A 20297-nucleotide genomic window follows, 5' to 3' on the forward strand; every position below is an offset into this window, starting at 1 on the left:
TGATCGACCGTCGGGAGTATAGCATAACGGCATTACTCGGCATTGGGTTGGAACACTTACGGACCCAGCGATACGGGTTATTTAACCCGTCCCCAACGTTTCGGTTGGCATCAAACATATCGGCTTGCTTTGGCCTCGGTCGAAATATTTAGAGCAGCCTTACAAACCACGTCCTGCCGAGACCGCCGTTTGCCGGCGTAAAATGCAAGGCCCCAATTTTCGGTTGAACGGTGACAAGCTTGGTCGATTCGCTACAATTTGTTTAGTTTGAATATCATCAAAAAATGCTATCATTGATATCATTCAACTTACAAGGAAGCCATCATGCCAAGTCTAGTCGTTAGAAACCTTGATGATTCAATCATAAATGCGTTGAAAGAAAGAGCGGTTAAACACCATCGCTCTACTGAAGCCGAGCATCGAGCCATTTTGGCTGAAGTCCTGATGAAACCTCAACGTAAAAGCTTTGCTGAAGCTTTAGCCAACATACCTGCTGTTGGCACGGATACGGATTTTCAGCGCATCAATGACGATACTAGCGAATCCAATGTATTTGATTGATACCAACATCATCAGCGAGCTTAGAAAAGGCTATAAAGCCAATTCCGGTGTGCAAGAATTTTTCGATAAAGTCATTCAGGAGAATGTCCCCATTTACATTTCCGCCATTACGATTGGCGAATTGCGCAGAGGCGTCGATTTGATTTTCCACCGTGGCGACGAAACACAAGGCAAACTGTTGGAAAACTGGCTCAATAGCATCCTCGATCAATATCAAGACAACATCCTGACCATTGATAGCGAAATTGCTATGCTTTGGGGAAAATTACGCGTCCCTAGGCACGAACATGCCTTAGATAAATTGATTGCAGCTACCGGGATAATCTATGGTCTAGTCATTGTTACTAGAAACACCAAAGACTTCGAAAATACTGGTGTTCGAGTGTTAAATCCTTTTATTGAATAAATGGAAATAACTCGCTTATTAACTTACGGTTCAATAAGAAACTGAAGGTAATTATTCACATCCCCCTATCGTTCCCACGCTCCAGCGTGGGAATGCAGCCCGAGACGCTCTAGCGTCTCGTACCGCTGGAGCGGTACTCAGGCATTCCCACGCTCTGCGTCACTGCCATTAAGTTAAGGATTTTTCCGTTCGCCCTGAGCCTGTCGAAGGGTGAATGGAAAAATCCTGGGTCGATAAGTTAAGCCGTCCATGGTTCGACAGGCTCACCACGAACGGCTTAACTTAATGGCAGTGACGCTCTGCGTGTGAACGAGAATGGCCGGGGAACTGAATACTCACAACTGAAGAGATTGATTCGCAAGACAGAGAATTCGAAAAAAAGCCCAAATTTGCTTAAGGGATTGGATTGGCTTGGCTTATCGATTACGACAAGCTAATGTACGCCCATTAACTTTCCTGTAACCGACAAAAAGTATTCTGACCCCTTTTTTGAGCGAGTTAATACGTCGTCTGAATTTGACATTACAAAGCAGCTTTAAGAAATAAAAAGGTTGGTGCTTCGGAAACGACTTTTGCTTACTTGCATGTTTTGTTTATCTTGACCTCGGATTAGGTCAAAGATCGAAAATGGAGGTCGTATAGTGTAAAGCATCATGCCGCAGCCGTTGTGGTTGGGGGATAGTGCTCGATCGTATTCCGATAAAGGTCGATAACTGGAAAACACAGATCATAATCTCCCCAAATTAATTCACCGTATTCCACTCTAAAATCTGCAAAATGGCTCGGTTCCAAATAGGCGCGAATGTCGGGGTGATGCGAGCGGGCAAGAAATGATTTGAAGTCGATTTCTTGACTAGTGTTATCGTCAAAAATGAGCCGAATACGATATTCTCCGGTTTGCGTTGCGGAGATTATATTAATGGGGGTGTCTTTCATTTGAGTCTCCGAGTGAAAGGATACTTCGTCCACCGCCCAGAATTCCTCTTTGCGTAGTTTGTCGGATCGATCAGGCAAGTGTAGTAGATCGCGGGTAATGTCTTCGATACAGAAAAGCATAGACCGTTTCAGCGAGCGGCAAAAATTTTGCTGACGTTTTCGACCTTGATTAAAACTTCATCCGACATGATTTTAAGCTCGTTCAGCAATTCTCGGCATGGTGATATGAAATGTTCTCCAGCCTAGCAAAAACACACCGACACTGAAGATCGCCATGTAAGCTATCAAATCCGGCTGCATTAAAGTGTGACCGGCTAACAGATTTTGCGTCGCAATCAAAAGCGGGCTAAACGGGTTGGCGACATTAACGATGTTGAAAGGTTCTCGGACTGGGGGCGGATAGAGAATGGGCGCCAAAAACATGCCGAAGGTCAGTACCATGCTCAGCATGTTGCCCATGTCGCGTAATACCAGATTGATGATTGCCATGATAAAGCCGGCCCCCAAGGCCATCAGCAACACCGCAATCAATATCAAGGGAATAAAGACGCTGTGCCAGGAAGGTACAAAACCATACCAGATGAACACCACCGTTACCGGAATCAAACGTATCATGAAATCCAGCGACGCTTGGCCCATGGCCGCAAAGACCAGCGCTTCTTTGGGAAAGTTGATTTTCGTGACCAAAGACCCGGCATTGACCAAACTGTTGGTGCAACCGATCAGGCAACCGGCGAATAGTTGCCAGACGGAAATGCTCCATAAAGCATGAATAACGTAGGGCAGATCGGTCGGCCCCATGTCGAATACGCGGTGCCTTGATAAAAAAGTGAAAATGGCGACTGTGACGATTTGCGGCAGAACCGCCCAAACATAACCCAGAATCGATTGACGATAGCGGACCGAAAAGTCCCTAATGATCAATCGCCAGATCAATTCTCGACTGGCAATCAAGTCTGTGAACATCTCCTGCCAGATCCGGGTTTTATGCCCGTTTCGGCGAGCCATATAGATTTTGGTGTTATTACTTTGTATTTTCATGCGTAATAATTTAAAGGATGTATAGCCTACCAGGACGGGGTTTGCAACCCCGTTCTAAACGTTTTGACTTTGGCCGAAGTCAAAACGTTTCGGTTTGGCTCAAACATCAAAAAAGGTCTTTTGAAATATTTTTTGCTGCCGCGCTTGTTGATAAGGGATCAATAATTCCTTTTTCATTTGTTCATATTCGTCTTGATCGGAATAACGCATTTCAAAAAAACGCCCATCTTTATAGCCGAAAAGTATGCCGTTGGAATCGATGGCTTTAACAAAGTCTTTTTGATTTTCTTCATCCGGGTTAAGTTTTTTCATCATGTCTTTGAGACGATTGGTAGTCTCCCAAACCCCTTCAGCAAAGCCCATCAGAAAACCGGTGAGCACATGCATTTGCCGTTCGGATAATTCATTATCGAATGGTTGATGTATCACATTCGTATCGTATCGCGTTTCATCGGCTGGGATAATTTTCCGAAAGTAAAACTCGACCGAGCCTCGCCAACAGGTGACATTGAGAAGATAAGCAATAGCGGCATTAGGCTGCAAAATTTTTACTGCGAATGGAAAGGAAAAAGCCCCCTTGTAGCTATCGTATATATTTCCGCTGGGCCCATAGGCGCATTCAAAGGAAGCCAGAAAAAAAGCCAGAGGTGTTGCTTTGAGTTGTTCATTGTCGCAACAATTAAGATAACTCCACCAAAATCCATAACATTCGTTAATGGAAAGGCTATGAACGCCTAATGCACAATAACAGTCGTCATCAATGCGCTTGATTCGACATTTTATGAGTTCGTGATCTAATTCGATCCATTTGTTATTCGACATTTTCTTTCTTGGATTTAGATTCTGGATAGTAAAATAACCCCAGCAGTCTTTGGCGACTAAAACCCGCATTTCTTTCTGGTACCTAGGGTCTTTCTTAGAACACCATACGCCGATTAGAACAGACCCGGTGTCTCGGCACAAAGCGTTTATATAGTCATTGCACTTGAGAGAACGCAGATACAGGTTTAACCGCCGGCAGGGTTTACAAACTCGTCCGCAACGCTTCCAGCCACTTGCCGTGTCCCATGATGGGTTTCCGCTTCGCTCCTACCCATCCTACGTCTCACTGCCATTAAGTTAAGCCGTTCGTGGTGAGCCTGTCGAACCATGGACGGCTTAACTTATCGACCCAGGATTTTTCCATTCACCCTTCGACAGGCTCAGGGCGAACGGAAAAATCCTTAACTTAATGGCAGTGCATCCTACGTCTGTATCGCGACATTAAGACTCTTGCGTAGGATGGGTAGAGGCGGAAGCCGAAACCCATCGTTTTAACTTGCCGAGGTTCAGAGTCGATATTCGGCTAATGGATCGGAACGGGTGTTATCGCGAAATAAACCGGAGTCGGCCTCTTCATTCATCAATACCCAGGCCACCACCTCAAGCGGGTCCTCACCTTTAGTCAATCGTTGCGTCTCCTCGCGAAATCGATCGAAAATACCGTCAAGCGGATCACCTGTCCGTAATCGCCGAGCACTATCGATAACCGCTACCGCGCGATTGAGCCGCGTTTGCATTAACCGAATCTGCTGCTGTTTGGTCTGCAGCGCTTCCACCAGAACACTTTGCAGGCGAGACGAATCGAGCCATTCCTCCCGCAATTGCCGCACCTTCTGCGCTATCGCTTCAGGTGTCGACTCGCCATCGTACAATCGATAGGTCACAAACACGCCATGCGCAATAACGACGAATAAGGTAAAAGTGCGCACTCGCACGCCGTCCGCGCTATAAACCAGTTTGCCATCGGCATCGAGATGTAAAATATCGAAATAGACCGCGATTCCCGAAGTTGCGCCGGCGATACAGTCACCCGGACGATAGGTCTCCAATATACAGTCGAAACGTTTAGTCTGGATTTCCAATTCCCGGCCATCCAGTTCGATGTTGAGCGAATCAAACATACCCATTTCAGCAGTCCTCCATCATTGCTTATTATTTGGCGTGGTCTCTGCTCGATGTAGAGCAAGTCGGATTAGGCAATAGTTGTAACCCAACATATCGCGGAGTTCCTGCGGTAGATATTGTAACAACAGTACGCGATAATGCACTTCCCAGGGCCAAAGGCGGTTCGGGGTCGCCAAATAAACCAATCCGTCCGGTTTTAAAACGCGCCCGATTTCTGCTAAATGAACATCCGCGTCCGCTACATGTTCAATGACATGGTTGCTGATCACGATATCGAAGCTCTGTGCGTCAAACGGCAACCTCTCACCGTCTAAAGGGCAAAACGAATAACCTTCGCTTTCGCTACGTTGATCGACAAAATCCACACTCGTTACATCGAAATATTGCGCAAGATAAAAAGCAATTGAACCGTTACCGGCAGCAATTCCCAATTTGGAGATCAAAAAGGGTGTGGGGTATGCTTGGCGAGGATGTCGGCAGCAGGGAGCTGCCGCCAAGCCCCCATGGATGGGTTTACGGCGTTCCTCGGCAGGCATACCCCACACCCTAAAATCGGCGAAACTGCTTAAACTGGAAATTGCTGCGTTACCGATATCGAGCAACTTGAGCGATGTGTTACCTGCCTTCCCCGCATCCTCGATAACTTTGAGTATTTTTAGGGCTTTTGCCCGGCGGGCATGATCGGCAGCGAAGCCCTTATTGATTGACTGATTTGAGTTCATTTCGGACATTTATCGGAGACTGCCGGTCAATTGCCGATACAGCGCCGAAAACCGCTCGCCTATAATAGACCAATCGTAGAGTTGCGCCCGGCTTTGCCCGGCCGTTGCCAAAGCCTGCCGTAAGTCCGAATTGACCATGAGTCGCTCGATCGCCGCTTCAAGCTCCTCCGGTTGCTCGGGGGAAATTAACAGGCCGGTTTTGAGATGCGTGATCACTTCGCTAATACCGCCGGTTTTCGTGCTAATTACAGCCGTTCCGCTCGCCATTGCCTCCAACAAAATAACGCCCTGCCCTTCGGTGTCTCCTTTGCCGTCGACGACAGACGGCGCGATGAATATATCGGCTGCGGCGTAATAGTCCGTTAAATCTTGATTAGGAATGCGGCCGTGAAATTTAACCCTGTCGGACAGCCCATACCGGCACGCCAATGCTTCGAGCGAATCGCGTTCGGTACCGTCGCCGATTATCCAAAGCTCGGTTTTATGTTTTAAATCGTCCGGCAACAAATGCACGGCGCGAATTAAATCGGCCACGCCTTTTTTTTCAACCAACCGGCCGACAAACAGCAAAACCAAGGTATCGGAATTTAGCGCCGCTCCAGGATGAATGATTTGGTAACGGCTTTTGCCCATCGCTTAGCTCCGCATGCATTCCCACGGGAGCGTCAACACCATTAAGTTACCTGATTAGCAAGTTTCTTCAGCTAAAGCCCAAAAACCAGCATATCCCTAGCAGGACGGGGTTTGCAACCCCGTCCTGCTTTTCCTTATTCCCACAAATGACTCAAACTAAATGAATGCTCGGCAAATGGATCGGCGCTGACTTGATCGTCATCCTTTAAACTCTGCTGCAATAGCCAATGACCTTCTTGTAAGCGATACGTTTCGAGCGTATGCAACATCGGATCGATCAACCAACAATAGAACACACCCAGACCCGCATAAATCGGCATTTTTTCGCTGCGATCGATTTTGGCGGTTGCGGGCGATAAAACCTCGCAGACCCAATCGGGCACCATTTCAAACCAAGCCGTCTCCGGCAGTTGCGGCATGCGTTGTTTACGCCATCCTGCGAGATCCGATACCAAAACATGACCGCCGATGTGCAATTCCGGCTCGTCAAGTATCCACCAGCCGGTAGAACCACCATGTCTACCATGAAATAGTGAACCAATTTCAATACCCAACGATGAACAAGTCAAAGCATGCTTCGGCGCGGGCCTCGGCTGCACTTCCAAACGTCCATTGATGATCTCACCGACCAAATTTTCGGGCAAAGCCAGAATATCGTCATAACTGGGTAATTTAAGCGCGGTGTTTGCCATGTATGCCTCACTTTTCCAATTGACACAATCAATTGGCGTCTTACTGATCAATCGTTGGGAGTATAGCATAACCGCATAACTCGGCATTTGGTTGGGACACTTGCGGGCTTCCCTGTCCAGCGGGACGGGTTATGTAACCCGTCCCCAACGTTTCGGTTTGGCACAAACATATCGGCTTGCTTTGACCACGGGCGCAACGTTTATGACGGGGTTACAAACCGCGTCTTGCTGAAGCTGGGGATTGGGAGCGTGATATTAAAAATCACAAATCAAAGACTTGACCCCGGCTTTCTTCGTCCTGCGGGCTCAAATCGATTTATGCAATTCTTGCTTGATTGTCTCTCGCACCATGTCGGATAAAGTCAAACCATGGGCAAACTGTTTGAGAGCTTCATTCATTAACGTTTGATAACTGCCGCCGCTCATTTCCGCACGCGCTTTAAAATTGCCAGCGTCTCGCTATCCACTCGCATGGTGATGCGCATCTTGTTGCCATGTTGGGCCTGTAGTTTGGCCAAGGCAGGAACCTGCGAAACCGGCTTGGCGTCGGCAAAGTCCATATCAGTATAGCGCTCGTACATTGGATCAGAATTGTTGTTCATAGCGTTTCTTCTGCGGTTGGTTGGCTTTCCATGCGGAAATCAGGCGCACACAGTCGCCTCGTAACGTCCACACCACGACTAAAATACGATCTTTCCCACCCATGCCCAGCGATACAAAACGCTGCTCGTCGGCAGCATCGACATGCTTCACATGTCAGCGCGTATGGGTCTAACAATACATGCTTGGCTTCCTCAAAAGTTACGCCCTCATGATTTATGGGATTAGCGGCAGCTTTGTCGGAATCGTATTCAATCTTCATTGATCAATAATATGTATAATTGTGCATAAAGGCAATTCGGTTTCGAGAAGCTAGAGCTTCTCAGACTGCATTCCCAAGCAAAGAGCTTGGGAACGAGCGAATCCAGCTTTATAATCCGTTTGATTATTTGCAAAGTGACGAGGAGATTACCGAGTATTTAACTCAAGCACTTATGGATGACGATCCGCGCGTTTTGGGGATTGCGTTAGGGTATTTGGCTAAAGCGCGCGGCATAGCAGATTTGGCTGAAAAAACAGGGCTGAATCGAGAAAGTTTATATAAAACGCTATCAGGGAAAACGCAACCGAAATGGAGCACCATTAACCGAATTATCAAGGCACTGAATATTAGGATTCAAGCGGTAACTTAATCTATCCTGATTAGCGGGATTGCTTCAGCTAAAGCCAAACAGCTAAGTTATTCATCAGCGGGATGGGCAGTTTGTAGTAGCGGCTACCCGGCCGCGAACGTTGCAGGTAGATAAGCGCTTCCGGCTCCGCTTATCGCGCCTAGGTCTGCGCTCCCACATACATAAAACGAAACCAGTGCCTATTAAAAGACCTAAAAGCTCCTTTTCTTCTCTGAAAAATGCTTAATTAAGACCTACCCCCCCCTTCTCTACATTTTAATGTCAAATTCAAGGCCTGCCCCCAATATCGCTCTACGCGGTTAACGTGATCACGCAATCGCCATCAGCCCTTTTTTCTGGATAACGGTGAGCAGCCGCAAAGCCGGTCCACCAGGCTTTTTTACACCACGCTCCCAGTCAGAAACAAGATTCTTGGAAACACGAGGTAGCGTGCAAACACCGGCTGCGAGATGTGCTCACGCAAACGGATCTCCTTGATCTCTTCCGGTGTCAGTACATGAATCGGCGTCAGACACGCCTCATCAAATTCACGCATCGTCTGCTTATCGACGGCGCCAATTTCGTGCAAAGCCTCCATCGTCTCATGGATGGCGGCAAAGGCATCGCTGCGGTATTTCTTAGGCATCTTTCACAACCTCCTCAAACTGACCGTTTTCGATGAGCCGTTGCAAATGCTCATCGGTGAGTGCAAGAACCTGCTTAGCCATCTTCTTGAACTGGATCTCTTCATCCTCCCGGATGTTACCCTGCTCGCTCTTAGGGAATCCAAAAACGAAGAAAGCTTTGTCCTCCTTGCGGTACAACACAATGCTGCGGTATCCCTTGGACTTGCCGGCACCTGGACGCGCAATCCGCTGCTTGATTACGCCACCCCCCAGATCGGCATTGATCTGACCTTGTTCGGCACGCTCCACCGCACCCCAAAGTGCTTCGGCTGAGATTTTTTCTTTGCGGGCAAACCGCGGCTTCCTACTTAAGGCGGGACAAAAGCACTAAGGATTAACCGTTCGCCCTGAGCCTGTCGAAGGGTGGACGGTTAATCCGCCCATGGTTCGACAAGGCTCTCCTGAGCTTAGCCGAAGGGCTCACCACGAACGGATTAACCTTAAGCTGTCCCGTGTTAAGTGAGTAGCCCAAACCGCTCAAACCAGGCATTTTTAAAAACTCACAAACCAAAGCACTCCATTTAGTGAGCTCATGGCATCACAATAAGCATGACACATTAAAACAAAATTATCCCCCTAACTCCATCGTCTGCTCGTGCCGACCATAGCTATCGGAACGCTCTTACTCTGCCCCGAGTGCCGCCACTAAATACCTCTAGCCTCTTGGCTGATGTAACATAAAAGGTAATTATGGGAATCATAAATAATGTGTACCTGACCCCAGTTATTCGACCCCAGTTATTTCTCAGTTATTTCTTAATCCCACGAGCTACGGCTTAAATAACTGCTCCAACGTATCGACAAACAAGATACGCTCCACCCATTGATCCAACTGAGCCTTATCGGCGTGATTGATTTTTTCTTCCGCCCAAGCTGGAAGTTCGCCGAATTTCAGTTGTAACTGCTTGGTCAATGTCTGTGTTTCGCCCTCTTGCCGCCCTTCTTTTCGACCTTCTTTTCGGCCTTCTTCTCGGCCTTCTTCTCTTAATATCTGTGCCAATCCCATACGATCCTCCGCTTCAGGTAAATAGTCATTACGATAGGTTGCGATTTCCGCGTCGGTCAAATCCGCGTAATAATCGACAAAGTCGACGTATTTTAGTTGCTTATTCGGGTCTTGTTCCAGTAGCGCCAAGCCCAATTGCGCATCGTGGTAGATGTCCAATTTTTGACCTTTGGCATAGCGCATATTCGGTAAGTTCAAACGCGCGACGATATTATCACTGTCGCGGTAAGCATCCGCCGAAAGGTTCTTCAGCTCACAAGCGATATAGCGAAATCTCAGATAATTATGCCGATCGCCGCCTAAATGCAATTCGTAAGGGTGACGTCCTCGATCCAGAAAAATCACAATGGGAACCACCCTGTCGGTTTGCGCCAACTCGGCTAAATCCAGACAATAATGCGCCAATCGATAAATCGAAAACCGCCGGGCTTCGGTTTCTTCTTCCAGAAGAAACAAAACCACTTCGCGCCGTCCATCGAGCCATTCGACCAGTAGCGGCGTATCCAGCTCATGAAAGCGGTCGCCGAGCCGTTCTTTCAGCTGCTCCTGACGAAATGGAATGATGCGCGCTTGCGGCAAGTCGTCGGGCGTTTCCTCGGCGGCAAAAAACTGCAAGGCTTGCACGGGGTAGTCGAGAATCAGATTTTTAAAGTTTTGATCGTGCATGGTTCAGGTCTCGTTTCCACGCTCCAGTGAACGTTATTATACATAAACTGTAGGCTAATTTTTTTGAGACGAGCGCATGATACAAACGCCAACCCGCCCGATTATCGACAAAATCATGCGTAAACACTCTCACTTCGGCATGTCTTCTTGCAAAACCGTCATCGCCGGCATGAAAATGTCAAATGTAAGGCCTGAACCCGATTTTTCCTTAAGGGATTGGCTTGGCTTATCGATTACGACAAGCTAATGTACACCCATTAACTTTCCTGTAACCGAAAAAAAGTAACCCGACCCCTTTTTTTTGACCCCTTTTTTTTGACCCCTTTTTTTCTGTAGGCACAAAAAACCCCGGTTGGATAGACCTTCCGGGGTTTTGGTTTGTGTCAGGCGTTTAGGTACGCGCAGCGTACCCTACCTGGCTAGATTTATGTCTTAACGACAAGAACCAGGCATCCATTTCAGCGGCGTTCCTGTACATACCCATTTTGTAATGAAACCAACATTGGCCAATGGGTCTGGTGTCAAGATAACTTGCGGTTGAGCGGCATCTGGAAAGTTTTGACCATCAGCTGTTACAGTACCATCAGCTGCTACGGCAAGTGCAGCAACGTATTCTGTTGGGTTAAAATCATCGCCACAGCTTGTATAGTCTGCCTGTGTTAAATCGGCCGATGATTGGTTGATTTCTGAAACGCAGGTTCTTGCAGTACTTGCCGCCAATACAATTTCAGAGACTTTCGCCCTATTTGTGTAATCCTGATAAGCCGGCAGCGCGACCGCCGCCAAGATACCAATGATCGCGACCACGATCATCAGCTCGATCAAGGTAAAACCTTGTTGTGTTTGTGTTTTAAAATTTTTCATGGTAACCACCTTTGTGTTGGTAGAAAAGTTCGAATTGACTTGAATTCAGTCAAGATACTGCATTCGCCATGCCAACCTTGAGAGAAAAAGCAAATTCCCTTTTATTTCAATATATTAGGCGAACACACTTTCGGTGAGCGACGTGATGCAGCCGCCCGGGCCGGAAATTCTACTCGCTAAGACTTTCTAAAAACGGCGGTTTATGACAATTTTTGTCAGTGCTGTGATTGACTTTCTTAATAACTCCGGTGAGGATTGCGCATAAGTTGACAAGTGATACGCTTCTAAAAAGGGGTCAGGTTACTTTTTCTTGATAGCATAAAAAGGGGTCAGGTTACTTTTTCTTGATTACGAGCCATAGCGCCGTAAACAAAAAAATCAGGGTCACATCAAAAAATCAGGGTCAGGCCCAGGGCAAACGCATTAAAAATACTGTTAAAACATAGAGTTTAGAGGTATCGTATCGGAATTTTGCGTATGTTACCAACGGACTGCAGTTTAATTAAGCACTTTTCCAACGTGACTGATCCCCGAATTGAACGTAAGAAACTTCATCAGTTGATGGATATCATTGTACTCACTGTTTGCGCCTCGTTAAGCGGTGCTGAGGGTTGGGAAGCCATTGAAGAGTTTGGCCATAATAAATTAGATTGGTTAAGGCAGTTTGTACCGTTAAAGAATGGCATTCCATCGCATGATTGCTTGGCGTATGTCATTTCTCGATTGTCACCGAAAGAATTTCAACGTTGCTTTATAGATTGGGTGAACGCCATTCGCGAAGTAATACCCGATGAAGTGATTGCGATAGATGGCAAAACCGCACGCCGTTCGCATGACCGCAAACGCGGCCAAAATCCGTTGCACATGGTCAGTGCCTGGGGTTGTGCGAATGGATTAGTGCTCGGCCAAGAAGCGACCGAAGAAAAGTCGAATGAAATTACCGCAATCCCGAAGCTATTGGCTTTGCTAGAACTCAAAGGTTGTATTGTGACCATTGATGCCATGGGCTGCCAGCGCACGATTGCTGAGCAAATCGTCGATCAAGGCGGTGATTACTGTTTGGGCCTGAAAGGCAATCAAGGCGAATTGCATGAAGCCGTCGAGGATTTTTTCAACACGGCCAAGCAAGCGAATTTTAACCACGTCGAATACGCTTATCACGAAGAAATCGACAACGACCATGGGCGTTTAGAAACCCGCCGTTATTGGATTACCGAGGCGCTTTGTACGCTCCCGAAAACGGAGCTCTGGAAAGAATTACGCAGCATTGGCTTCGTGGAGCGCGAATGCCACATCGGCGATAAAGTAACAATCGAGCAGCGTTGTTTCATTAACAGCATTAAAGCCGATGCGCAGCTATTTGCGCGGGCTGTGCGCCATCACTGGGGTATTGAAAACCAATTGCACTGGCGCTTAGACGTGGTCTTTCGAGAAGATGACAACCGAATTCGAAAAGGTAATGCCGCTGCGATTATGACCACCATCCGGCATATCTGTGTCAATCTGTTCCAGCAAGAGGAATCTAAACTCAGCATGAAAAAGAAAAGACTCAAAGCCGCCTGGAACGATCGCTACCGCGCTAAATTGCTGTTAGGAAAGTAATTTTAATGCGTTTGCCCTGGGGTCAGGCCTTACATTTGACATCGAGGAAATCGGGCGACGGAGCCTGATCTTTCAGTTACGCATTATTTCGTTTCTAAGTCGCTTAGCCCGGTGGATGGCAAAGCTACGTCCATCAAAAAAGCCTTGGCATAAGGCATTCAAATCGTCGCATTATCAGTCTATCTATGCGAGAATTGCCGGCATGGCTGAAGTTTATTCCGATGATTACGACACCCCCTGGAAAGACATACTCGAACATGCATTTCCTGAATTCATGGCCTTTTATTTTCCCAGCGCTCAAACGCAAATCGATTGGGATAAAGGATATGAATTTAAAAACACCCGTAAAAAGGGGTCAGGTTACTTTTTTTAGAAAAAAAGGATCAGTAATCGGGGTCAGACCTTACATTTGACACTTGGCGTAAAAGACTCGTGCGGGGCGGGTTATTCAACCCGCCCCGAATGTTTCGATTTGCCTCAAACATTTCGGTTGGCTTTGGCCATAGGCGAAACGTTTCGGACGGGGTTTAAACCCCGTCCTGCTTAGAAGTTAGGCAAACGCTACGCCGATGCGCTGGTTCAAGTGACTTTATCGACAGGCATGGAAAGCTGGATTTATATTCATATCGAAATCCAAGGCCAAAAAGACCCGGCCTTTGCGCAACGCATGCTCACTTATAATTACCGGTTATTTGACCGTTATGCGCGGCCAATCGCCAGCCTTGCGGTTTTAGCCGACAACGATGCGCATTGGAAACCCGATCATTATGGCTTTAAGGTGCTGGGCTGTAGTCACCAGTTGAATTTTCCGGTTGCCAAATTATTGGAGTATGAAAGCGAACTTGAACAACTGGAAAAACATCCTAATCCTTTTGCGATTATCACGGCGGCGCACCTGCGCACACGGCAAACCAAGCATGATCCGGAATCACGCTATCGAGCCAAACAAGCCTTAGTGCGTTTACTGTACCAACAAGGCTGGGAGAAGCAGCGAATATTGGATCTCTTCGCTGTGCTGGATTGGATGATGCGTTTGCCCGATTGGCTCGAACAGCAATTATGGCAAGATATTCAACTTATTGAAGGAGAAACTCAAATGCCCTATGTTACCAGCGTCGAACGGCTTGCCACTGAAAAAGGCATGCAAAAAGGCCGGCAACAAGAATGCCTTGCTCTGGTTACACGCCAATTACGCCGCAAATTTGGCCGCGAACCGGCCTTAGATAACGATTTGACGCAATTAAGCCTTTATTCTTTAGCCGAGCTAGAAGAGCTGGCTGACGCCCTGTTGGATTTTAATAACATCGAAGATCTGGAAGCTTGGCTTACCCAATAAGCCAGGCATGCAGGCTGTCCTATCGTTGTGGAGCGAGAAAATACTTTCACAGTCTCTCCCGTTTGGGAAAGACACACCGGAAGCTCCAGCTTCCTGAGACCGACACAACCTCCGCACAATCCCAATCAACCTCGACTCGCTCGTTCAATTTTTCTTGATTGTCAGGAAGCTAGAGCTTCCTGAACAGGTTACCCAAGCTGGAGCTTGGGTAACAGCATAAGCTTGGCTTACCCAATAAGCCAGGCATGCAGGCTGTCCTATCGTTGTGGAGCGAGAAAATACTTTCACAGTCCCCTCTGTGTCAATATACCTGAGACACCGCCCCATGCATTAATTAGGGAACATTTTCGGAGAAAATCTCATGACTGACACAACCGTACAAGCTATTCCTCATGCCGCGGCGAACGCGACGGACACGCAAGACGCCCGTAGGGCGGCTGAAGTGTCCTCCGCGTTCGCCGCGGAACCTTCCCGCATCACCAGCGAAGTGCTTGAAAAGGCCGCCCGCCGGACGTTTACCGCCGAATACAAAGAGCGCATCTTGACCCAGGCTGATGCGTGTAGCGAACCGGGCTGCATCGGCAAGTTGCTGCGCACAGAGGGATTATATTCCTCACATCTCAGCAAATGGCGCAGCGAACGTGAGCAGGCCATCCGCGCCGGTCTATCCAAGCCGCGTGGCCGCAAACCTTCGGACAAGAATCCGTTAGCCGCTGAAAATGCTCGTCTGCAAGCCGAAATTCAGCGTTTGCAGGCATGCCTAACACAGGCGGAGGCTATCATCGATGTCCAAAAAAAACTTTCGCAACTGCTGGGCTTGTGCGAGATTCCAGCCCACACCGGGAGAGCATCATGAAGGCCACGCTTGAACTCAGCCGTGAGGTTGGCGTTAAGGCCGCCTGCGAGGCGCTCAACTTCAACCGTGCCTCGTTTTATCGCGCACAACAAGATCGCTCTTCGTGGCCGGTCGAACGTCCGCGCCCGCCGCTGGCACTGAGTACGGACGAAGAGCTACACGTCCTGGCGCATCTGCACAGCGAGCGTTTCATGGATTGCTCGCCTTATCAGGTCTATGCGGCGCTGCTCGACGAGGGCGTTTACCTGTGCTCCATCAGCACCCTCTATCGCATCCTGGTGCGCCACCAGGAAGTGCGCGAGCGCCGCAACCAGCTTCGTCGTCCCAACTACACCAAGCCCGAGTTACTCGCCACTGCGCCCAACCAAGTATGGTCATGGGATATCACCAAACTCAAAGGCCCGGCCAAATGGACGTATTTCTACCTCTACGTCATTATCGACATTTTCAGCCGCTGCGTGGTCGGCTGGATGGTAGCGCACCGCGAATCCACCGAGCTGGCTAAGCGACTGATTGGCGAAAGCTGTACTCGGCAAACTATCCGTGAAGGCCAATTGACTATTCACGCCGACCGCGGCAGCAGTATGACCTCCAAAGGCGTCGAGCAACTGCTGGCTGACCTGGGCGTGACCAAAACCCATTCACGGCCCCATGTCTCCAACGACAACCCGTATTCCGAGGCGCAGTTCAAGACCTTGAAATACCGACCGGGCTTTCCGGCTCAATTCGGCGCTATCGAAGATGCCAGAAGCTTTTGCGGAACGTTCTTCGACTGGTACAACCATGACCACTATCACTCCGGCATTGCACTGTTAACCCCGGCCAGCGTTCACAGCGGCCAAGCCGTCGAGATAGTTACGCAGCGCACGCAAGTCCTGCATGCCGCATTCGAGCGCAATCCGGAACGCTTCAAAAACCGCCAACCCCATGCCCAAGCCGTACCTGAAGCCGCTTGGATTAACCCGCCCCCTTCACGGACGGCAAATGAGGCTCTCGACCAGGAAAACTAAACTCACAATCTACACTAATTTTTTATTATGGGTGTCTCAAAATCATTGACATATACCGGTCTCTCCAGTTTGGGAAAGACGCACCGGAAGCTCCAGCTTCCTGAGACCGACACAACCTCCGCACAATCCCAATCAACCTCGACTCGCTCGCTCGTTCAATTTTTCTTGATTGTCGGGAAGCTAGAGCTTCCTGAACAGGTTACCCAAGCTGGAGCTTGGGTAACAGCATAAGCTTGGCTTACCCAATAAGCCAGGCATGCAGGCTGTCCTGTCGTTGTGGAGCGAGAAAATACTTTCACAGTCTCTCCAGTTTGGGAAAGACACACCGGAAGCTCCAGCTTCCTGAGACCGACACAACCTCCGCACAATCCCAATCAACCTCGACTCGCTCGCTCGTTCAATTTTTCTTGATTGTCGGGAAGCTAGAGCTTCCTGAACAGGTTACCCAAGCTGGAGCTTGGGTAACAGCATATTGTAGTTTTTGCGACTAAGACTGGCCCCTGCTCGGACACTTCTGCGGGACGGGTTATTTAACCCGTCCCCAACGTTTCGGTTTGCCCTAAACATTTCGGCTGACTTCGGCCAAAGTCAAAACGTTTAGAACGGGGTTGCAAACCCCGTCCTGCTAGGCTGTCCTAACGCTAGACGAACCGCGTAGGGTACGCTGTGCGTACCATGGTAACCCCGCGATATTCATGTGCCACCCGAACCGCCAGGGCACGGCTTTGGTACGCGCAGCGTACCCTACAATTTATGTATAACGATGAGAGCTGGAGCTTGGGTAACAGTATATTGTAGTTTTTGCGACTAAGACTGGCCCCTGCTCGGACACTTCTGCGGGACGGGTTATTTAACCCGTCCCCAACGTTTCGGTTTGCCCTAAACATTTCGGCTGACTTCGGCCAAAGTCAAAACGTTTAGAACGGGGTTGCAAACCCCGTCCTGCTAGGCTGTCCTAACGCTAGACGAACCGCGTAGGGTACGCTGTGCGTACCATGGTAACCCCGCGATATTCATGTGCCACCCGAACCGCCAGGACTCGGCTTTGGTAAGCGCAGCGTACCCTACAATTTATGTATAACGATGAGAGCTGGAGCTTGGGTAACAGCATATTGTAGTTTTTGCGACTAAGACTGGCCCCTGCTCGGACACTTCTGCGGGACGGGTTATTTAACCCGTCCCCAACGTTTCGGTTTGCCCTAAACATTTCGGCTGACTTCGGCCAAAGTCAAAACGTTTAGAACGGGGTTGCAAACCCCGTCCTGCTAGGCTGTCCTAACGCTAGACGAACCGCGTAGGGTACGCTGTGCGTACCATGGTAACCCCGCGATATTCATGTGCCACCCGAACCGCCAGGGCACGGCTTTGGTACGCGCAGCGTACCCTACAATTTATGTATAACGATGAGAGCTGGAGCTTGGGTAACAGCATATTGTAGTTTTTGCGACTAAGACTGGCCCCTGCTCGGACACTTGGCTTCGGTAAGCTGAAGCATCTTGCTAATCAGGTTTTGAGTTGCGGAGTTAAATCTCCCATTAGTGAGTGTGCGATCTGATAGCCGTGAAACCCTCGAGCATAAACGGCAATTCAGTATCTATCCTTTCTGTATGGTTGAGCTCCATGAGTTCAGGAATAATGATTTAAGGCGCTCTATTAAAGCATCCATTGTTGCCGCTTCAATTGCCAAACCTTCCACGTCCTCACTCGTAGCCACCACTGCCATTAAGTTAAGCCGTTCGTGGTGAGCCTGTCGAACCATGGACGGCTTAACTTATCGACCCAGGATTTTTCCATTCACCCTTCGACAGGCTCAGGACGAACGGAAAAATCCTTAACTTAATGGCAGTGAGCGTTAGGTGAGGGATCGAACACCCGGCACCGCCATACGCTAATACCGAAATTTTAAGTGCGAAAGGTATATAAGGCTATGTTTGCGTTCCGTCAAAGATTGAGGCGCGGAGGGGGGGGGTTATGCATACTTTGGGTATGGCCGAAACGCCAAGAACAGGCCTTATAAAGCCCGTTCTTGGAATTATTAGCGAGCGCTACGGGCGAACGCCCGCTAAGGAATCGGAAAGGTTTGCGCCTTTGTAGCAATCCGGCGCATAAGAAATTCTCGGTTTCGGCTATTGGTTTATTTGCCGTATTTTCTACGGAATTTGTCGACTCTTCCTGCGGTGTCGACTACCCGTTGTTTACCGGTATAAAAAGGGTGGCATGCGGAGCATACCTCAACTTGAAGATCCTTACCCAATACGGACCCGGTTTCGAAGGTATTGCCGCAACCACATGTGACTGTGATTTGTTTGTATTCTGGATGAATGTCTGGTTTCATGTTTGCTTCCAAATTACCCGTTAATGGGCCACGTACTTATTAATGAACTGCGTATGATACTGTTTATATAAGTGAATCGCAATATCAATTTTTGATCGATCCCTTATGGCATTTGCTTCTTTCTGCACGCAGGGCGGGTTATTTAACCCGCCCGGAACGTTTTTGATTTGGGCTAATCATTTTGGTTTGCTTTGGCCACAGGCAAAACGTTTAGGACGGGGTTTAAACCCCGTCCTGCCAAGGAAACGCTCTCCACGCTGGGCGGGTTATATAACCCGCCCGGAACGTGTTTTGATTTGCTTTGGCCACAGTCGAAACGCTTAGGACGGGGTTTAAACCCCGTCCTGCCAAGGGATTTATTTTAATAAATCTCCCCTAGCCCCTCTTTTTCAAAGAGGGGGACTGAATATTTACTCGCGCGTAGCGCCGCATCAACACCAGCACCAATACGATTGCCGGCAATCCGACCGATGCGGAATAGATGAAAAATAATTCGTAACCGTAATGCTCGACCACTATTCCCGAGAAGCCGCCTAAAAGTTTCGCCGGCAAGGTCATCAGCGAACTGAATAAGGCGTACTGGGTCGCGGTATAGGCCGTACTGGTCATACTCGATAAGTAGGCTATGAACACCGAGGTCGCAATACCTCCGCTGAGATTATCGGCACTGACGGCGCCGGCGAGCAAAGCTAAGCTGGGCTCCGAGACGGCGAGCAGCACGAACAGTAAATTGGTCGCTGCGGCCATCACCGCGCCGAGCAACAAAGGCTTCATGATGCCGTAGCGGGCCACCAATACGCCGCCGATCGAGGCCCCGGCGATAGTCATGAAAAACCCGAAAATTTTGCTGATGTCGGCAATTTCTTTTTTACTGAAGCCGATATCCAAATAAAACGGGTTCGCCATCACGCCCATCGTGATGTCGCTCATTTTATAAGTCGCGATCAGCACCAGTATCATCAAGCCGAATTTGCCGTTTCTTGTAAAAAACTCGACGAACGGGCTTAGCACCGCATCGGAAAACCAGGCGCCCAATCGCGCCAGCCAATTTCGGCGGCCGGCGACTCCGATGGCCGCCTCCACTTGTCGCGCCAATTTCCGCGCTTCTTGATCTTCGTTAGGGAGCGGTTCGTCAATAATCAGCGTGGCCGCGACACCGACCAGCATGCAGGCTGCCATCATTTGATAGGCAATCGACCAATCGAAATACTCGGCCAGATAAAACGCGCCGGCTCCGGCCACTAGCAAGGCAATTCGATAGCCAAGCACATACATCGCCGCCATCGCGCCTTGATATTCGACGACGACCGCTTCGATTCGATAGGCATCGATAACGATATCTTGGGTTGAGGAACAAAACGCCACCCAAACGGCGAATATCGCGATCCATTGCAATTGCGATTCGACATCGGCGCTCGCCATGCCGACTAGGCCAGCAGCAATACCCAGTTGAGCCAGTAACATCCAACTGCGCCGCTTGCCGATACACTTGGTCAACCACGGCAGCGGCAGCGTATCGACCACCGGCGCCCAAAAGACTTTGATGGAATATGTTACGCCGACCCAGCTGAAAAAGCCGATGACGGATAATTCGACACCGACATCGCGAAGCCATGCCGACAGTGTCGAAAAAACCAATAGAAAGGGAAGACCGGCCGAAAAGCCGAGAAAGACCATACCCAGCACGCGAGGCCGGGTATAGACGAGGAAGGCTTCGCGCCATCCGCTCTTAACAGCCGTCATGCCGGCAACCGGCAATCAAGCAGCGGAGCGTCAACGCGAAGCCG

General features: G+C 49.0%; 23 protein-coding genes and 2 pseudogenes. 9 read left to right on the forward strand and 16 right to left on the reverse strand.

Annotated features, from left to right (window positions below):
• The first annotated feature begins 324 nt into the window (after positions 1-324).
• Together MEALZ_RS15930 and MEALZ_RS15935 are read left to right on the forward strand one after the other, a co-directional pair.
• Positions 325-561, forward strand: a complete 237-nt coding sequence (locus MEALZ_RS15930) for a FitA-like ribbon-helix-helix domain-containing protein (RefSeq protein ID WP_014149686.1) — start codon at positions 325-327, stop codon at positions 559-561.
• Positions 527-967, forward strand: a complete 441-nt coding sequence (locus MEALZ_RS15935) for a type II toxin-antitoxin system VapC family toxin (RefSeq protein WP_223842321.1) — start codon at positions 527-529, stop codon at positions 965-967. Before MEALZ_RS15930 ends, MEALZ_RS15935 begins: the two co-directional genes overlap by 35 nt.
• Positions 968-1618: 651 nt before the next feature.
• Here MEALZ_RS15935 and MEALZ_RS15940 read toward each other — a convergent pair.
• The 9 genes from MEALZ_RS15940 to MEALZ_RS22815 all read right to left on the reverse strand — a co-directional run bounded on the left by MEALZ_RS15940 (position 1619) and on the right by MEALZ_RS22815 (position 7691).
• A complete protein-coding gene (locus MEALZ_RS15940; RefSeq protein ID WP_017840667.1) occupies positions 1619-1903 on the reverse strand; it encodes a DUF2442 domain-containing protein in 285 nt (94 codons plus the stop codon).
• Between the two features lie 192 nt (positions 1904-2095).
• Complete coding sequence (locus MEALZ_RS15945; RefSeq protein ID WP_014149689.1) at positions 2096-2944, reverse strand: ABC transporter permease; 849 nt, start codon at positions 2942-2944, stop codon at positions 2096-2098.
• Positions 2945-3043: 99 nt separating this feature from the next.
• Positions 3044-3766, reverse strand: a complete 723-nt coding sequence (locus tag MEALZ_RS15950; RefSeq protein WP_046061210.1) for a hypothetical protein — start codon at positions 3764-3766, stop codon at positions 3044-3046.
• A gap of 506 nt (positions 3767-4272) precedes the next feature.
• The gene (locus tag MEALZ_RS15955) at positions 4273-4893 is read right to left on the reverse strand and encodes a hypothetical protein (protein WP_014149691.1); all 621 of its coding nucleotides are present in this window, start codon (positions 4891-4893) and stop codon (positions 4273-4275) included.
• A gap of 15 nt (positions 4894-4908) precedes the next feature.
• The gene (locus MEALZ_RS23070; protein ID WP_174888151.1) at positions 4909-5613 is read right to left on the reverse strand and encodes a class I SAM-dependent methyltransferase; all 705 of its coding nucleotides are present in this window, start codon (positions 5611-5613) and stop codon (positions 4909-4911) included.
• 9 nt (positions 5614-5622) lie between these two features.
• The gene (locus MEALZ_RS15965) at positions 5623-6246 is read right to left on the reverse strand and encodes a glycosyltransferase (protein ID WP_014149693.1); all 624 of its coding nucleotides are present in this window, start codon (positions 6244-6246) and stop codon (positions 5623-5625) included.
• A 134-nt stretch (positions 6247-6380) separates the two neighbouring features.
• A complete protein-coding gene (locus tag MEALZ_RS15970) occupies positions 6381-6938 on the reverse strand; it encodes a Uma2 family endonuclease (RefSeq protein ID WP_014149694.1) in 558 nt (185 codons plus the stop codon).
• Positions 6939-7360: 422 nt separating this feature from the next.
• A complete protein-coding gene (locus MEALZ_RS23515) occupies positions 7361-7540 on the reverse strand; it encodes a hypothetical protein (protein WP_014149695.1) in 180 nt (59 codons plus the stop codon).
• Positions 7524-7691: a BrnT family toxin gene (locus tag MEALZ_RS22815; protein WP_014149696.1), complete on the reverse strand. Its 168-nt coding sequence runs from the start codon at positions 7689-7691 to the stop codon at positions 7524-7526. The genes MEALZ_RS23515 and MEALZ_RS22815 overlap by 17 nt, the downstream gene beginning before the upstream one ends.
• 128 nt (positions 7692-7819) lie before the next feature.
• Between MEALZ_RS22815 and MEALZ_RS15985 the strand changes: the two genes are divergently transcribed.
• Entirely contained in the window at positions 7820-8170 is a 351-nt protein-coding gene (locus tag MEALZ_RS15985; RefSeq protein WP_223842322.1) for an addiction module antidote protein, read from the forward strand.
• Positions 8171-8549: 379 nt separating this feature from the next.
• Here the strand turns inward: MEALZ_RS15985 and MEALZ_RS15990 are convergent, their stop codons facing one another.
• The 3 genes and pseudogenes from MEALZ_RS15990 to MEALZ_RS16000 all read right to left on the reverse strand — a co-directional run bounded on the left by MEALZ_RS15990 (position 8550) and on the right by MEALZ_RS16000 (position 10507).
• Entirely contained in the window at positions 8550-8795 is a 246-nt protein-coding gene (locus MEALZ_RS15990) for a helix-turn-helix domain-containing protein (RefSeq protein ID WP_014149698.1), read from the reverse strand.
• A pseudogene (locus tag MEALZ_RS15995) lies at positions 8788-9120 on the reverse strand (type II toxin-antitoxin system RelE/ParE family toxin); the annotation flags it as partial. The pseudogene MEALZ_RS15995 and the gene MEALZ_RS15990, both read right to left, overlap by 8 nt.
• A gap of 484 nt (positions 9121-9604) precedes the next feature.
• Positions 9605-10507, reverse strand: coding sequence for a DUF4351 domain-containing protein (locus MEALZ_RS16000; RefSeq protein WP_014149701.1), 903 nt, complete (start codon positions 10505-10507; stop codon positions 9605-9607).
• Positions 10508-10583: 76 nt separating this feature from the next.
• On the opposite strand from MEALZ_RS16000, the gene MEALZ_RS22820 reads away from it, so the two are divergent.
• The gene (locus MEALZ_RS22820; protein WP_162472980.1) at positions 10584-10754 is read left to right on the forward strand and encodes a hypothetical protein; all 171 of its coding nucleotides are present in this window, start codon (positions 10584-10586) and stop codon (positions 10752-10754) included.
• Positions 10755-10939: 185 nt separating this feature from the next.
• On the opposite strand, the gene MEALZ_RS16005 is transcribed toward MEALZ_RS22820, so the two are convergent.
• The gene (locus MEALZ_RS16005) at positions 10940-11371 is read right to left on the reverse strand and encodes a pilin (RefSeq protein WP_014149702.1); all 432 of its coding nucleotides are present in this window, start codon (positions 11369-11371) and stop codon (positions 10940-10942) included.
• 477 nt (positions 11372-11848) lie between these two features.
• Here MEALZ_RS16005 and MEALZ_RS16010 point away from each other — a divergent pair, with 477 nt between their 5' ends.
• The 5 genes and pseudogenes from MEALZ_RS16010 (at position 11849) to MEALZ_RS16030 (ending at position 16175) form a co-directional block, all read left to right on the forward strand.
• On the forward strand, positions 11849-12973 hold the full coding sequence (locus MEALZ_RS16010; protein ID WP_014149703.1) for an ISAs1 family transposase: 1125 nt from the start codon (positions 11849-11851) through the stop codon (positions 12971-12973).
• Between the two features lie 202 nt (positions 12974-13175).
• Positions 13176-13346 (forward strand): hypothetical protein, encoded by a 171-nt coding sequence (locus MEALZ_RS23525; RefSeq protein WP_014149704.1) that lies wholly within the window; start codon positions 13176-13178, stop codon positions 13344-13346.
• Between the two features lie 189 nt (positions 13347-13535).
• Positions 13536-13667 (forward strand): annotated as a pseudogene (locus MEALZ_RS23815) (Rpn family recombination-promoting nuclease/putative transposase); the annotation flags it as partial.
• On the forward strand, positions 13641-14309 hold the full coding sequence (locus MEALZ_RS23970; RefSeq protein ID WP_408607058.1) for a DUF4351 domain-containing protein: 669 nt from the start codon (positions 13641-13643) through the stop codon (positions 14307-14309). The pseudogene MEALZ_RS23815 and the gene MEALZ_RS23970, both read left to right, overlap by 27 nt.
• A gap of 361 nt (positions 14310-14670) precedes the next feature.
• Positions 14671-16175, forward strand: a protein-coding gene (locus tag MEALZ_RS16030; protein ID WP_408607029.1) for an IS3 family transposase whose coding sequence is annotated in 2 segments (ribosomal slippage) — positions 14671-15109 and positions 15109-16175 — 1506 coding nt in all. Because the reading frame shifts where the segments join, the coding sequence is not laid out codon by codon here.
• 1594 nt (positions 16176-17769) lie between these two features.
• On the opposite strand, the gene MEALZ_RS23975 is transcribed toward MEALZ_RS16030, so the two are convergent.
• The 3 genes from MEALZ_RS23975 to MEALZ_RS16035 form a co-directional block, all read right to left on the reverse strand.
• A complete protein-coding gene (locus MEALZ_RS23975; RefSeq protein ID WP_014149707.1) occupies positions 17770-17934 on the reverse strand; it encodes a DUF1902 domain-containing protein in 165 nt (54 codons plus the stop codon).
• 375 nt (positions 17935-18309) lie between these two features.
• Positions 18310-18510 (reverse strand): 50S ribosomal protein L31, encoded by a 201-nt coding sequence (gene rpmE / locus MEALZ_RS22255; RefSeq protein WP_084685514.1) that lies wholly within the window; start codon positions 18508-18510, stop codon positions 18310-18312.
• 375 nt (positions 18511-18885) lie between these two features.
• Positions 18886-20253, reverse strand: coding sequence for an AmpG family muropeptide MFS transporter (locus MEALZ_RS16035; RefSeq protein ID WP_014149708.1), 1368 nt, complete (start codon positions 20251-20253; stop codon positions 18886-18888).
• Positions 20254-20297 lie beyond the last annotated feature (44 nt).

This window comes from Methylotuvimicrobium alcaliphilum 20Z (assembly GCF_000968535.2).
Lineage (GTDB): Bacteria > Pseudomonadota > Gammaproteobacteria > Methylococcales > Methylomonadaceae > Methylotuvimicrobium > Methylotuvimicrobium alcaliphilum.